This is a genomic window from Xanthocytophaga agilis, assembly GCF_030068605.1.
GTDB classification, from domain to species: Bacteria; Bacteroidota; Bacteroidia; order Cytophagales; family 172606-1; genus Xanthocytophaga; species Xanthocytophaga agilis.
The window spans coordinates 277,698-291,896 of sequence record NZ_JASJOU010000002.1 but is presented as its reverse complement, the minus strand read 5'-3'; the positions used below and the strand labels follow the sequence as shown (position 1 = coordinate 291,896).

Annotated in this window: 13 protein-coding genes; 7 read left to right on the top strand and 6 right to left on the bottom strand. The window is 38.3% G+C overall.

Annotation, left to right across the window (positions count from 1 at the left end):
* Window positions 1-12: 12 nt before the first annotated feature.
* The gene (locus QNI22_RS08000) at window positions 13-1,386 is read left to right on the top strand and encodes a TolC family protein (RefSeq protein ID WP_314510115.1); all 1,374 of its coding nucleotides are present in this window, start codon (window positions 13-15) and stop codon (window positions 1,384-1,386) included.
* 115 nt (window positions 1,387-1,501) lie between these two features.
* Here the strand turns inward: QNI22_RS08000 and QNI22_RS07995 are convergent, their stop codons facing one another.
* Both QNI22_RS07995 and QNI22_RS07990 read right to left on the bottom strand, forming a co-directional pair.
* The gene (locus QNI22_RS07995) at window positions 1,502-1,876 is read right to left on the bottom strand and encodes a hypothetical protein (protein ID WP_314510114.1); all 375 of its coding nucleotides are present in this window, start codon (window positions 1,874-1,876) and stop codon (window positions 1,502-1,504) included.
* 83 nt (window positions 1,877-1,959) lie between these two features.
* Window positions 1,960-2,547, bottom strand: a complete 588-nt coding sequence (locus tag QNI22_RS07990; RefSeq protein ID WP_314510113.1) for an RNA polymerase sigma factor — start codon at window positions 2,545-2,547, stop codon at window positions 1,960-1,962.
* Between the two features lie 269 nt (window positions 2,548-2,816).
* On the opposite strand from QNI22_RS07990, the gene QNI22_RS07985 reads away from it, so the two are divergent.
* The 3 genes from QNI22_RS07985 (at window position 2,817) to QNI22_RS07975 (ending at window position 5,110) form a co-directional block, all read left to right on the top strand.
* Complete coding sequence (locus QNI22_RS07985; RefSeq protein ID WP_314510112.1) at window positions 2,817-3,263, top strand: DMT family transporter; 447 nt, start codon at window positions 2,817-2,819, stop codon at window positions 3,261-3,263.
* Between the two features lie 135 nt (window positions 3,264-3,398).
* The gene (locus QNI22_RS07980) at window positions 3,399-4,778 is read left to right on the top strand and encodes a vanadium-dependent haloperoxidase (protein WP_314510111.1); all 1,380 of its coding nucleotides are present in this window, start codon (window positions 3,399-3,401) and stop codon (window positions 4,776-4,778) included.
* An 89-nt stretch (window positions 4,779-4,867) separates the two neighbouring features.
* A complete protein-coding gene (locus QNI22_RS07975) occupies window positions 4,868-5,110 on the top strand; it encodes a hypothetical protein (protein ID WP_314510110.1) in 243 nt (80 codons plus the stop codon).
* Window positions 5,111-5,508: 398 nt separating this feature from the next.
* Here the strand turns inward: QNI22_RS07975 and QNI22_RS07970 are convergent, their stop codons facing one another.
* The 3 genes from QNI22_RS07970 to QNI22_RS07960 all read right to left on the bottom strand — a co-directional run bounded on the left by QNI22_RS07970 (window position 5,509) and on the right by QNI22_RS07960 (window position 10,181).
* Window positions 5,509-6,813 (bottom strand): PAS domain-containing protein, encoded by a 1,305-nt coding sequence (locus tag QNI22_RS07970; protein ID WP_314510109.1) that lies wholly within the window; start codon window positions 6,811-6,813, stop codon window positions 5,509-5,511.
* Window positions 6,814-7,468: 655 nt separating this feature from the next.
* Window positions 7,469-8,737: a DUF418 domain-containing protein gene (locus QNI22_RS07965; protein WP_314510108.1), complete on the bottom strand. Its 1,269-nt coding sequence runs from the start codon at window positions 8,735-8,737 to the stop codon at window positions 7,469-7,471.
* A 106-nt stretch (window positions 8,738-8,843) separates the two neighbouring features.
* Complete coding sequence (locus tag QNI22_RS07960; protein ID WP_314510107.1) at window positions 8,844-10,181, bottom strand: hypothetical protein; 1,338 nt, start codon at window positions 10,179-10,181, stop codon at window positions 8,844-8,846.
* A gap of 147 nt (window positions 10,182-10,328) precedes the next feature.
* Between QNI22_RS07960 and QNI22_RS07955 the strand changes: the two genes are divergently transcribed.
* From QNI22_RS07955 to QNI22_RS07945, 3 genes are all read left to right on the top strand, one after another.
* The gene (locus QNI22_RS07955) at window positions 10,329-12,311 is read left to right on the top strand and encodes a sialate O-acetylesterase (protein ID WP_314510106.1); all 1,983 of its coding nucleotides are present in this window, start codon (window positions 10,329-10,331) and stop codon (window positions 12,309-12,311) included.
* Window positions 12,312-12,343: 32 nt separating this feature from the next.
* Window positions 12,344-13,129, top strand: a complete 786-nt coding sequence (locus QNI22_RS07950; protein ID WP_314510105.1) for a L,D-transpeptidase family protein — start codon at window positions 12,344-12,346, stop codon at window positions 13,127-13,129.
* Between the two features lie 155 nt (window positions 13,130-13,284).
* Window positions 13,285-13,647, top strand: a complete 363-nt coding sequence (locus QNI22_RS07945) for a DUF4260 domain-containing protein (RefSeq protein WP_314510104.1) — start codon at window positions 13,285-13,287, stop codon at window positions 13,645-13,647.
* A gap of 67 nt (window positions 13,648-13,714) precedes the next feature.
* Here the strand turns inward: QNI22_RS07945 and QNI22_RS07940 are convergent, their stop codons facing one another.
* Complete coding sequence (locus tag QNI22_RS07940; protein WP_314510103.1) at window positions 13,715-14,173, bottom strand: MarR family winged helix-turn-helix transcriptional regulator; 459 nt, start codon at window positions 14,171-14,173, stop codon at window positions 13,715-13,717.
* Between the last annotated feature and the right edge of the window lie 26 nt (window positions 14,174-14,199).

Below are 14,199 nucleotides of genomic sequence, written 5' to 3'. Positions count from 1 at the left end.
ACTATACAATTTTTGACTCATTTTAGTGTTATTTTAAAAGTGAAGAATTCTCTTTGTTTATATATCATCCTGGCGATATGTGTTTTTCCTTCATTGGCTATCGCACAGGAAGCATTGACATTGCAACAAGCTGTAGACATTGCTTTGCAAAACAATTATTCTATCAAAGTAATACGAAATCAGCAACGAATTGCCGAGAACGATTACACCATTGGAAATGCTGGTTATTTGCCTGTTGTAAATGGAACTTTGCAGACTAGTAATACTTATAATGGTTTCTATAAACAAGAACAATACCGGACTGCACAGACAGCCAGAGGGGATAGTGCCTATACTGTTGTTCAGGAGTTCAGTGGATTAAATAACCTGGGATTAACAGGTGGTATCAATGTAAACTGGACAATCTTGGGAGGTGCATTGGCTACTACATACAAACGTCTGGAAGAGCTAAGAGAAGCAGGACGTGAGAATACAGAGATAACCATCGAAAATACTGTAGCATCAGTAACCAATGCTTACTTCAATATTATTCAGCAGGAACAACGTCGGGTAGTATTGGAAGATGCACTTAAAATTTCTCAGGAACGACTGCGTTTGGCTAAGAATCGCTATGAAGTAGGAAGTGGCTCTCGACAAGAGTATTTATCTGCACAAGTTGATTACAATACAGATCAATCTGCATTAATTACACAGGAGCAATTAGTAACGAATGCGAAGATAACCTTAAATCAGTTATTGATTCGTCCGGCAGATGTTGCTATTGTAGCTACAGATACTATGCTGGTTAATACTAATTTGAATATAATTGAATTACGTTCTGCTGTGGAAAGACAGAATCCAAGTCTTTTGCTGGCACAACGTAATAAAAATATAGCTTACCTGGATGCAAAACTTGTTAGAGCCCAACGCTTACCTTTGGTTAATGTATTTACAGGCATAACTGGAAATTACCAAAATAGCAGGGCGTCTGTAGTTCCAAACCTAACCAGAAGTATGTATGTGAATTATGGGGCTACGGCTACTATTCCTATTTTCAATGGAAATAATCTGAATCGTCAGGCTCAGAATGCCAGAATTACTCAGCAGAATGCAGAGTTTCAATTCGAAGATCTTAAAACACAAGTTTTGGCTGATTTACAGGTAGCTTATGTCAATTACTCCAATAGTTTGCGTTTGATTGAGTTGGAGCGGCAAAACGTAGCAGTAGCACAACAAAACGTTACTATTGCATTGGAACGTTATAAAACAGGTGTAACCACTTCTCTTGAAGTTCGGGATGTACAACGTAATGCAGTAGCCGCAGGTAGCCGATTGATCGATGCTATTTACAATGCCAAACTTGGCGAGATAGAACTAATGAGATTAAGTAGCCAGATTGTACAATAAGGCAGAGTATCTTTTCTGAAGTCATAAAAAAAGCCTTAACTGAAACAGTTAAGGCTTTTTATTTCCAAACACTACACTCAAACTATAGGGAATTTATCAACTATGAAAATATTTCTTATTGGTTAACTACTTCTTTTCTATTTTCTTCCTTCTGTGTCTCTTCTTCCTGCCATTGACCACACCTGCGTGCATAGGCTTGTCTGAGTTTTTCCTTTTCCTCTGGTGTCATGGATGATAAATGTTTTTCCATTTTACGACGCCAATACCCTCTTTTGTTCGCTTTGCTCTTCCATAAAGGACGTACTCCACATAATAACAAACGAGAGATAACAAAAATTCCTAATGCCTGACTGAAAGTGATCATTGGGCCAGAAAAAAGTGAAGGAACTGTCAGATTCCACAATTTCATGATAACCCATCCAAATAGAAAGAAACCTACTGAAATGAAAAAGGCCACCTTTAGAGCATACAAGATCCAGTGTCTTCTCATGATTATAAAATTAAAATATTATCAATCCGCAAGTCACCTTTTACTGAACAAGACAGGTGAGTCTGATCTGAATTGTATTATGTTTAATTTCCTACTATTTCGTCATACAACGTTTCCAGACGCTTACGTAAATGCAAAACGGCATATCTCTTTCTGGAAAGAAGCGTATTGACTGTAACACCTGTTGTTTCTGAAATTTCTTTAAAGCTTTTGCCTTCCAGTTCGTGCCATACAAAAACTTCCTTTTGTTCATCTGGTAGCTCTTCCAGTGCTTCTGCCAGTGTGTCCCACATGCGGGTACGGGTGTACGTACTTTCAGGACCATCTTGAGGGTCAAAAAGAAGCTTTGAGAGATTCCAGCTTTCTTCATCCTCTCCATGGTTCAAATATTGTTCCAGTGATTCTGGTTTTTTCTTTCTGTACCGATCAATTATTTTATTACGGGCTACTCTAAATAACCAGGCACTAATTTGTTCTATTGGTTCAAGCACATTAAACGTTTCTGCTAGTTGGTAGAATACATCCTGCAAAATATCTTCTGCATCTGTTTTTTCTGGGACACGCTTGCGAATAAATGCCAACAATCTTTGTTTTTCGTGCTGGAATGCTAGTTTAAGCGTCTGGTTTTTTATGTCTTGTGTTGCGGGCAACAATGACAGACTATCGTTCATCTCTATGTTCAGTAAAGTACTTCCTTGTTTACTAGGAAGACGTTGTGATGTATGGTCATATTTTATCAGAATAACATTTTTTATTTTTAAAACGTGCCATTTTATCTAATTTTCCTACTCTATGCTTAGGACGGTAGTAGGTAAGTGTATAAAAATCACTGAATCTTATCTGAAAGTGCCTATTTTACAGCAATGATATGTTATGAATTTGCCCATTTTTATGTATTCTGACAGCTTTTACTTTACTTAATAATTAGTACTATTCATTTATGCAGTGGTTATATCTTTTTTTTGCTCTTATGGCTGGAGTAGGAGTTTCTACTCAATTAGGTGTTAATTCTCAGTTACGTAACACCGTGATCAATCCTATTCTGTCAGCACTTATCTCTTTTTCGGTTGGTACAATTGTTCTGGCTATCTATATGGTGGCCAACTCCCGTAATTCTATACCATCTTTTGACGTGCTGAGAAATATAGTCTGGTGGAAATGGATGGGAGGAGTACTAGGTGCTTTGTATGTTACTGCCGCTATTATGATTGCACCACGGATTGGAGCTGCAAATTTTGTGAGCCTTGTCATTGCTGGTCAGTTACTGGCCACGTTATGGTTTGATCATTTTGGCTATCTGGGTTTTACTATTCATCCTGTCAACATTTACCGACTGCTTGGTGCTATGCTAATTGTTTTAGGTGTATACCTTATTCAGAAGTATTAATATAAGTCTCATTTTTCTGAATATGGAAAAAGATAGAAAAAATATATTCTTTTTAAGGTTGATTTTTGTCATTATCCTTATGGCTACAGATTATTTTTGTAATTTCGTGTTCCTACCTAACTACCGAAATATTTTATGAGAGCCATTTTAAAAGCTGGCAGTGTTGTATCTGTTGTTCTGTTACTAATGTTAGTATGTAGCTGTAAGAAGACAACATCAGCCGATAATCAGAAAAAGATTCTCGCTCCAGACCCATTGAACAATGCGGTTACCAAGCTGACTCAGGTCATTACCCATGATATATTTTCACCGACAGTTGCCAGCCGTATCTATATGTATTCCAGCGTAGCCGCTTATGAGGCTTTGGTACCCCTTAATTCGGATTATCAGTCACTAACTGGCCAGCTAAAAGGCTTTACCGCAGGGCCGAAACCAGAAGCTGCACAAACCTATTGTTTTCCGCTGGCATCTGTACATGCATTTATGAAAGTGGCTCGTACGCTTACATTTTCTGTAGAGATGTATGATGAGTTTGAAAATAAATTGTATGAAGATTACAAAGACATGGGCATACCTGATGATGTCTTTGACAGATCTATTGCCTTTGGTGATAGTGTAGCTGCACACGTGATACGATACTCCTCAAAAGATAACTACAAACAGACCCGTGGATTTCGTCATACCATTACCAATCAGCCTGGTACCTGGGTGCCTACTCCTCCTGGTTATATGGATGGTATAGAACCTCAGTGGTTTAAGATCCGTACTCTGACGCTTGATTCTGCTTCTCAGTTTAAACCTGTGCCACCACCTGCCTACAACACAGATAAGAACAGCGCCTTTTTTAAAGAAGCACAGGATGTATATGATGTAACTACACATATGACAGAGGAGCAAAAATGGATTGCCAATTTCTGGGATTGCAATCCTTTTAAACTCAATGTAGCCGGACACGTAAATTTTGCAACCAAAAAAATGTCTCCGGGAGGGCATTGGATGAGTATCTCTAATATTATTTCGCGTCAGTATAAAGCGGATATTATGAAAACAGCTGAGACTTACGCATTGGTATCTATTGCGTTGTTTGATGGCTTTATCAGCTGCTGGGATGAAAAATACCGCAGTGTGCGAGTGCGTCCGGAAACAGCCATCAATCAATTGATTGATAAAGATTGGACTCCTTTTTTGCAAACACCTCCATTTCCTGAATATACCAGCGGGCATAGTGTGATTTCGACTGCCTCTGCTACGGTACTTACTCATCTATATGGAGATAATATCTCTTTTGTAGATTCTACAGAAGTTCAATATGGGATTCCCCCTCGTTCGTTTAAGTCGTTCCGTCAGGCTTGTGAGGAAGCTGCTATCAGCCGTTTATATGGTGGTATCCATTATCGGTCTGCCATTGAAGTGGGGCTCGTACAGGGAGGTCAGGTAGGAGAATGGGTGTTGGGTCATATACAAACACATAAAGTGATAGCTACAAAATCGGAACCAACGAAACAAGCGAACTAGAATCACCTATTTAGTATATTTGCTATGTCAGACAGAAATGCTTCGTGCGCCTCTGTCTGACATTTGTGTTTTACTAAATACTGGAAAATATGAAAGTTATAGCTCAGATACCCAAAGAAGATTGCCATGTTACGCTTTTTAGCTGGAATGGAAAGTATATTGTTAAAATAGAGCAGGGGCTGCTGGAACAAACCTATAAAATCAATGCAATGGATATTACAGGAGAAAGCGATGTGTACAACCTGATTGAAAACGAAGCCTTTATGCAGTCGGTGCGGACGAGATTTGATGCTATGAATGAGTCATTGCAAATAGCTATGGATATTTTCTGATATATCTAACTCCACAATTTCTTATTTTGGAGTTAGAATTTATTTTGTCAGATCAGTAGTGTGTTTGAGTGTAGTTTGTAGCATAAGTGGAGCATGCGTATAGTTATATGCAAACTGCCATGTGAAGAATAGCTCCAGATTGTTCGGGTTAGAAAGTTTTTTACCCGGAACAAACCGCAAGTTTTGTGTTTGATTGGAATTCGGTGCAAAAAAAATCTACGTGTATGATTCAAGTCACACTTTTGATCTGAATATAACTAGGCACACTATATCCCTATGGTAAGCCTTTGATTTGTCCGTTCGGTTAGAATAGAAAGATTTTAGCTGAACAATAGCTGCTAAAAAAATAGTCAAAGATTGGCAACTAAAATGTCCAATCTTTGACTATTTAAACAGGGTTATGCAGATACTGTATCAGATGCTTTAGAAGCCGAGAGATTTAGTGATTGCAGACATTCGGCATAAAGGACCTCTGCTAATCTATCATCTGGAATGACATAGCGGGCACTGACATATTTTATGGGCTTGCCATTGTCGTCAAGTATAGGGGAGATGGTGGCATCGACCCAGTAATGAGTGCCATCTTTTGCTCTGTTTTTGATAACGCCTCTGAATATCTTTCCTTGTTTGATTGTCTGCCAAAGGATTTTGAATAATTCTTTAGGCATATCCGGATGACGGAAGATATTATGAGGTTTGCCTATTAATTCCTCTCTACTATATTTGGAGACTTTACACAATTTATCATTGACAAGAAGAATGGTCCCATGTTGATCTGATTCAGATAAAACAGTTGTATGACCAAACACTTGTTCCCGATTTTGTAATTCCTCTTTTAATACATCACTTTCATGCAACTGGCGAGTCAGTTCTTCCTGTGTGGCTGAAAGCTCTTCCATGTTCTGCCGCATCTCCTCTTCCTGACTGCGCAATGTTTCGGCCTGTTGTTGTGCCAGTTCCAGTAGATGCTTGGTTGTGCTATTAATTTTTAAAGTAGAAAATGTAGATGCAATACTTTCTCCCAACTTCTCAATAAAGCTAATTTGATAAGGCTCAAAAACATGAAAAGAAGCTAGTTCCAATACACCATATACTTTTTCATTCACTTTAAGAGGAACCAGCAACAGACAGGTTGGATTGGCTTTACCCAATCCGGAAGTGATATTTACATAATCCTCTGGAATATCAGTCAGAAGAATACTATCTGCTTCAATATAACACTGGCCTACCAGACCTTCGCCTACTTCTATTTTTTTGTGAAGGTATTTTTTACGATCATAGGCATAACAGGACAACATTTCGAGAAAGATCTCCTGTGGGTTTTCCTCATTAGTGACAAATAAACCTCCCTGATTAGCACCAATGTATCTGACCAGTTCTTTGATTAACAGACTAAAGATTTGTTCAAGATCAGTAGAATGTGAATGAAGTATTTCTGCAAATCGGGTATGTCCTTCATTTGCCCAGCTACGTTGGCGGTCTTCTTCTGCAATCCGTTTCATTTGTTCCTGCATTTCCAGCAATGAAGAGATCAATGGATTGTTTGTATCTGATATCTGAGTAGTATCCAGTTTCCCCTGGCCAATATTTTGAATCAAAAGCGTGGCATCTTGAGTTGCTACTCTTAATTCTTTGGCTTCTTCCCGAAATTTTTGATATTCTTTTAACTTTCGTCCACTAATGATATTAAATAGAAATGGCATATAGTATAAGCTGAATGACAAGAGAGTAATTACATTTTAACTTAGGCAATTATAATGAGCTTTGATATACCCTATGTTGACTCAAAGGAATAATACCTGATAGCTTCTTATACTTGTAAAATAAGGGAAATTGCCCGAGAAAGCTCAATTTGTAAACAAGTAGCCAGGCTTAAAAAGCGTAAGTAATAGCCATGTCTTTACCTTTTTAGAACATGTACTCTAGGTTTTTCTGTGGATAAGCACTTTAAAAAGTATCAGATACATTTTGGTTATATAAAAGGTTATACAAAGAAACACTTCATGATTTGACTATTACTAGTGCAATTGTATCCTGCAGAAAGCGAAGAAAATAATGAATCATAGCCGTATGTTGGGTGTATCCTTCTGACAAACTTTATATGGATATGCAAATGAAGACAAGAATAACATCTGGTAAGTATCTATATCACTTAAACAACATAGACGCATTTTCTATTTGAGGTATACTTATTTGATAAAACTTTCAATGTAAGACCTGTAGGAGTTTTTGTGTAAAAGTTTGATTAAGAAAAGTATACGAATAGTATAGTTTGTCAATGAAGGTATCTCAACAATAATATATCCACCTCTGAATAAAGCATATATTATTGTTGAGATACCTATACCCTTTGATACATTATAAGCGAAGTGGTTGCCATCTCAGATAGGTTGCGGAACGCCATATCCATTCCAGTGGTCCATACTTGAATCGGGATAACCACCATTTGCTAAACTGCATCTGTAGTAGAAAGATAGGCGCTGATAGCAAAAAGCAGATCCAAGGAGGAATTATTCCAACCAAACCCAAACCACAATACCCGTAAAAAAGTAAAAGGCCTATAATTGTTTGAAAAACATAGCTGGTGAGTGCCATTTTGCCTACTGGGGCAAAATGTAGCAACCTGGAATTCCAGACAGGTTTTGAGAATAAAAGTGTGATACCTACAATATAAAATAGTGTTAGTAATGCATTAAAAGAATCATAAATGGTCATAAAGATAAATAGAATAGCTGGAGGAGGTTGTGGGTTATTATTGTACATGACACCCAGACAAATACCTGTTATCAACAAGGCCAATGCTATAAACCCGCTGTATTGTAAGACCTTTTTGAAAAATAGTTTGTTTACAGGAAATTGTTCAAATATTTTTTTCCTACCTGCATAGAGACCTAGTAGAAAGAAGCCGAATGTAATATAGATGCGGCCACTTTCAATCTGGAAGTTTTTCTTCATTTCTAATGCTTTAAAATTAGCTTTTAGATTTTCTGCATAACTGCCATGCATCATAATCTGGTAGTATTGTTCTGTATCCTTCTCGGATTGCTTATTTTGTTGTTCCTGTTGTGCTTTAGAGGGTTGAGGCAGATATTGCTGATAAATAGCTGTAAGGCGTGTAGGTATGTTAATGACTAATAAAATGGCAAGAGTGAGTATGATTTTGTCAGGTAGTTTTCTGAAAAGGAGCAATAAAAATCCCAGAGGTGCATAAATACTCAGAATGTCTCCTCTCCAGTGTAAGCTGTGTACCAGACCAATCAGGCCAAGGATAACTAGTCGCCAGGCATAACGTCCTAAAAAATTACCTGCTTTCTTCTCAAAACTGAATAACTGGAGTGCAAAGCTTAAGCCAAACAGAAAAGAGAAGAAGGAAAAGAATTTTCCCCGAACCAATACTTCACTGATAAATTGAGTAATGCCATTTAGGATCTGTTGCCAGACTGGAATATTTTCAAATGCCTTCTGATAGATAGAGCTAGGTAAAGGGCCTCCATCAAACCAGCTAACAATATGCGCAATTAAAATACCTAGTAGTGCAAATCCTCGCAGGGAATCTACCACCTGAAGCCGGTTTGTAGCCGACTCAATGGTGAGTGCTTGGGGAAGGGTTTCAGTAGTTGTAGTCATAGTGAGTAGTTTTGGTATAATATCCGAAAACTACTCAACTAATAGGAGAGAATTGTGATATGAGGAGAGTAAATAGGTTGATAGTGAGTATTTTATATTTGTGTTGTTAGCGATTGAAGTGTAAAGATATGGGAGATTGTTCTTCCTGACTAATCATTTGATAGATAGCCTGAATGGTATCATATCCCTGTTGTCCTTCCCATAAAATACAAACGTTATTCTCTGTATTACTATTTGTTAGGCGGGCCCCAAAAACGCCCTTCCCCAAATGTTGCTGTACCAATTGTATCAATCTGTCTGCAACTGGGTTGCTCAGTCCTAAGGCTGCATAACTTGTATGAGATTGAAACATCCAGTTACCTAATTGTTGTAATGATTTTTGTCTTCGTTCTACCTCGTCAGTTTCTGGCATGTGTTGCAAGAGGAGAGAAAAATATTGAGCTCGTATGTTTTCGTAAATAGGATATACTGTAGCTTGAAAGACAGGATAGGAAATGTCTGGAAAGACAGATAAAGCTGGATCAATCAAGATACCTGACTTCTCCAGAAAAGTACTGCCTTGAACGTGCTTGGGTAGCCATTTATAACGATTGTCAAATTCATTTGGGGTAATATTTGCCAAGTAGCCATTATACAGCAGATTTTCTCGATTGCCAGTCTTTCTGGCTTTGTCTAATTCGTGTGGATAGGTACCATCGTAGAGGGAAATCATGGTATATCCTATGGATGCAGCAGTATAGGCTTGCCCCCGCAGAGTTGATTGCTTGTTTGATTTAGGACCCAGGTTAATGGCTGCAAAGCCAAGACCTTCTGGAATGATAAAAGTAGAAGATACGTGGTCAGGCTGACATAGTATTGGCAAAATGTGTCCTGGTTTTACATAGTAACTAGCCAATGTGTTGACCAATGGAAAATGATGGAGACTAAGCAACTGCAATGCAGTGTGAGCAAGCATTGGAAGTTCATTTTCGGTCAATATAATCTGATTAGCTTCTGCCAGTGCTTTCAATATACTTATGGCAAGAGCCTCCTCCTCAGATTCAGTTTCTGTTTGCTTTAAAGGCGATTGTATATAGATATCCAATCCTGTCAGAGCAATATTCTGTTGAATAGAAAACAGTACTATGCAGGCTGCTACTAGACCTGTTGTATAATGGCTAGCAGTAATATCACAAAGAATAGATTGGTTGACAGTACGATCTTGTTGTAGTAATGCAGATATATCAATCTGAAAGTCAGGAAATGCTGTTGTCGATTGTTTGTAAAGGCGAATCGTTGTATCATTGCGTAATGCAAGTATGATAGAAATACACGTCTGTACTGGCGTGAATAATACCAGTGATCCTGCATATTCTGCTGTTCCTCCCATCACATCCAGGCACTCGAAAGTAGATTGTGTAAAACGTGGATTTGTATTATTTACAAAGAAGTTATCTGAGCTCATAGTGCGAAATTAGTGTTTTTTTGCAGGAAATATACCTGAGTTCGTATATCGCTTTGAAGAGTTGATCAGATCCGGCAAAAGAGTACTAACGTTTACATTTCTATCTATCTAGCTACTAATCAGATACAAACCATATACCGTAACCCTATGAATAAATGTTTTACCGCCTCAGTATTTGTTGTATTTTTTCTGCTGAATAGCTTTCGCCTATCTGCAGAAGTTCATCTGCCTAAATTGGTTGGTGATAATATGATTATTCAGAGAGATACCCGAGTAAATATATTTGGTACTGCATTACGGGTAGAGCGGGTGACTGTTGTATTCATGAATCGTATTTATGCTGCATTGCCGGATGAAAACAGCGAATGGGTGATTTCATTACCTCCATTGCCTGCCGGTGGGCCCTACGAAATGGAGATCTTTGGGAAGAATACACTTAAGATCCGTAATATAATGATTGGGGATGTCTGGCTGGCATCTGGACAGTCTAATATGGAATGGAAGCTAGCAGATAAAGTAACTAATCACCAGATTGAAATCGCCAATGCCAATTATCCTGATATTCGATTTATAGATGTGAAAAATACCATTTCAGGGCAAGCAGAAACTGATTTTGAGTCGGAAGGATGGCAGGCATGTTCTCCAAAAACAGCAGGTAAATTTTCAGCGGTAGCCTATTTCTTTGCTCGTGATGCATTCAAAACCCATAATGTACCCGTTGGAATTATTCAGGCGGAATGGGGAGGAACACCTGCTGAAGCGTGGGTTAGTACAACTACGTTGAGGCAGTTTCCAGAGTTTAAAGATGCCGCAGAGAAGCTTGATAAATGTACTATCAATCTGACAGAATTGTCAACTGCATATACTACGCGTCTGGAAGCATGGAAGAAAACTGTGCCTAAACTAGATAGAGGGTATACAGGTAAAAGACCCTGGTATGAGAAAAAAATAAAAGATGAAGAAACCTGGAAGTCTATGAAGCTTCCATGCTACTGGGAAACGGCTGGATTGGGAGGATATGATGGTGTAACCTGGTTCCGCAAAGAAATTGAAATACCCCGATCAGAAGCAGGGCAAACATTGACGTTATGTCTGGGGAAAATAGATAATGAAGATATTACCTGGTTTAATGGAGAAAAGATTGGAGAGACCAAAGAAGCCAATCAAGTTAGAAAATACACTATACCTGGTAAGTTGGTTAAAGCAGGCAGAAATGTAATTGTTGTTCGGGTGAATGATACACATGGTAATGGAGGCATATGGGGTAATCCGGCTGATTTGAAGATATTGTCACCTTATTATTCAGTTTCTCTGGCTGGCGAATGGAAATATAAGACTGCAGTAGATGTAAGTCGTATGCCCAAATATCCAACCGAATTGCGGGATCAGAACTCACCAGGAGTGCTATTTAATGGAATGATTGAGCCTGTCATTCCTTATACTATCAAAGGTGTAATCTGGTATCAGGGTGAATCCAATGCAACACGAGCGTATCAGTATAGAAATCTTTTTCCTGCATTGATACGGGACTGGCGTGCTGCCTGGAAGCAAAAAGATGACTTTGCCTTCTTATTTGTACAACTAGCCAATTATAAGGCTGCTACTCCTCAGCCTGGTGAAAGTGACTGGGCAGAACTGCGAGAAGCACAAACCTTTACATTAAACGAACCCAACACTGGTATGGTGGTGAGCATTGATATAGGGGATGCAAACGATATTCATCCCCGAAATAAGCTGGATGTAGGAAAGCGTTTGTTTCTGGCAGCTCGTAAGGTAGCTTACAAAGATTCGACGGTAGTAAATGCATTTGGGCCTTTGTATAAGTCCATGACTATCGAAAACAATAAAATTCATATTCTTTTTGACAATGCCTCAGGTGGACTTAAATCCAAGAATGGTGCACTGAAAGGATTTGCCATAGCTGGATATGATAAAAAGTTTTACTGGGCTAATGCACGAATTGATAGCAATACCGTGGTTGTCTGGTCTGAGATGGTCCCAAAGCCAACAGCTGTACGTTATGCTTGGGCTGATAATCCGGAAGGATGTAATCTCTACAATGCAGAAGGGTTGCCTGCTTCTCCGTTTCGCACAGATCAATGGCAGGGACTCACATTTAATGCAAAATAAGGATTAAGAGAAAAATACATACTACAATTGCTATGAAAACCAGATCAAATGTTTGGGTTCTTTTTACATTGGGAGGAGTGTTAGTTATTGCTACCACATTGCTTCTATGTAGTGCTATCCCTGCTAAAAGTTTTAAAACTACTCAGCTTGAGTTTGAGCGGGTAAAAGATGCCTATGAGGAAAAAGAAACAGTGACACAGAAATTGTTTTCAGATAAAGGATTGACAATAAATCAATCGGAGATTTTTTTGAGGGTTTTTAAGAAAGAAAAGCAACTGGAGTTATGGGCTAAAGAGAAGGGCGCAAATAAAACTTTTCAGCTACTCAAAACTTATAAAATATGCTCTGCGTCTGGTGAACTGGGACCTAAACGCAAACTGGGAGATTATCAGGTGCCCGAAGGATTTTATGTTATCAATAGATGGAATCCTGTGAGCAATTTTCATTTGTCACTAGGAATTAACTACCCTAATGCTTCAGATCGAATCTTATCAGATAAAAAACATCCGGGTGATGATATTTTTATTCACGGTAATTGTGTCAGCATTGGATGTATGGCAATGACCGATCCTATGATTAAAGAGATCTATATTGCGTTTGTAGAAGCTAAAAATGCTGGACAAGGGCTAGTGCCTGTGCATATTTTTCCTTCAAAACTCAATGATTCATCCTGGGATTCTCTTCAGGTAACTACCTTGGATGATCCTTCTTTACTGGCATTCTGGAAAAATCTGAAACCTGGTTATGAATGGTTTGAGAACAAGAAAACGTTGCCTAAAGTGAGTGTGGATACCAAAGGAAGATACTCCTTCCAGTGAGTATTGTTCTAATGAGAATTTTGTTCGGATAAAGAACCTTGTTATGCATACCGATTTCCAGACAAAACGATTTCTTATCTTTTGTTAACGATTTTTCTGAAGTGAGTCTGTTAGCTTTGTCATATCAATAATCAGTCAACTAACAGATACTCATCATGAAACTTACTATCAAACTTGAAGAAATCGCTATGTTTATAGCTGCTGTCTATTTCCTTTCAATCTATAATCTTGGTTTGTCTGCCTGGGTTTGGTTTTTATTGTTTTTCGCTCCTGATCTGGGAATGTTGGGGTATATAGTCAATACGCGTGTTGGTGCATTGACATACAATTTGTTTCATCACAAAGGCATTGCAATCAGTTTGAGTTTGATAGGTTATTTTTTACATAATGATATACTGATTGCATCTGGAGCATTACTTGTAGCGCACGCAGCATTTGATCGTATGCTAGGTTTTGGCCTTAAATACAATGACAATTTTAAACACACTCACTTGAGCGATGTTGCTTATGAGTTATAAGCAACATTCCTGTAGAGAATAAATATTGCTCACATATAGACTAGAATATACATACTGCGGCTTTAGTCTAATCCATAGATTGATTCTTGTTAAGAAGAAAATCCAGAAGATGATGTAGTTTGTCTCTTAAATCAACTAACTCCTGCAGATTTAATTCTTCAGAGCTTAGGCAAGACATTAGTCTTCCGGGAATGGTGCTGGCTTGTTGTTGTAAGGCTCTACCTTTTTCTGTAAGGGCAACAATTACTTTTCTTTCATCTTCTTCTGAACGCGTGCGTTGAAGCAGTTCCATGCCTTCCATACGTTGCAAAAGAGGAGTCACTGTATTGGTATTTAAAATCAGCTTTTGCCGGATTTCATTGACTGTAATTTTATCCTTCTCCCATAAAACCAGCAGAACCAGGTATTGAGGATATGTTATTCCTAGCTCATCCAGAAATGGTTGGTACTCTCTTGTAATCAAGCGGGATGCTGCATATAAAGGAAAGCAGAGTTGATTTTCAAGTTTTAAGTGCTCTTCTATCATACTTTTAGCAACTATTAGATATCTGT

Excerpts from the sequence above, each read along its gene's own strand:
- QNI22_RS07995 (WP_314510114.1), bottom strand. The coding sequence starts at position 1,876 with ATGAGAAGACACTGGATCTTGTATGCTCTAAAGGTGGCCTTTTTCATT.
- QNI22_RS07990 (WP_314510113.1), bottom strand. The coding sequence starts at position 2,547 with ATGAACGATAGTCTGTCATTGTTGCCCGCAACACAAGACATAAAAAAC.
- QNI22_RS07985 (WP_314510112.1), top strand. The coding sequence starts at position 2,817 with ATGCAGTGGTTATATCTTTTTTTTGCTCTTATGGCTGGAGTAGGAGTT.
- QNI22_RS07980 (WP_314510111.1), top strand. The coding sequence starts at position 3,399 with ATGAGAGCCATTTTAAAAGCTGGCAGTGTTGTATCTGTTGTTCTGTTA.
- QNI22_RS07975 (WP_314510110.1), top strand. The coding sequence starts at position 4,868 with ATGAAAGTTATAGCTCAGATACCCAAAGAAGATTGCCATGTTACGCTT.
- QNI22_RS07970 (WP_314510109.1), bottom strand. The coding sequence starts at position 6,813 with ATGCCATTTCTATTTAATATCATTAGTGGACGAAAGTTAAAAGAATAT.
- QNI22_RS07965 (WP_314510108.1), bottom strand. The coding sequence starts at position 8,737 with ATGACTACAACTACTGAAACCCTTCCCCAAGCACTCACCATTGAGTCG.
- QNI22_RS07960 (WP_314510107.1), bottom strand. The coding sequence starts at position 10,181 with ATGAGCTCAGATAACTTCTTTGTAAATAATACAAATCCACGTTTTACA.
- QNI22_RS07955 (WP_314510106.1), top strand. The coding sequence starts at position 10,329 with ATGAATAAATGTTTTACCGCCTCAGTATTTGTTGTATTTTTTCTGCTG.
- QNI22_RS07950 (WP_314510105.1), top strand. The coding sequence starts at position 12,344 with ATGAAAACCAGATCAAATGTTTGGGTTCTTTTTACATTGGGAGGAGTG.
- QNI22_RS07945 (WP_314510104.1), top strand. The coding sequence starts at position 13,285 with ATGAAACTTACTATCAAACTTGAAGAAATCGCTATGTTTATAGCTGCT.
- QNI22_RS07940 (WP_314510103.1), bottom strand. The coding sequence starts at position 14,173 with ATGATAGAAGAGCACTTAAAACTTGAAAATCAACTCTGCTTTCCTTTA.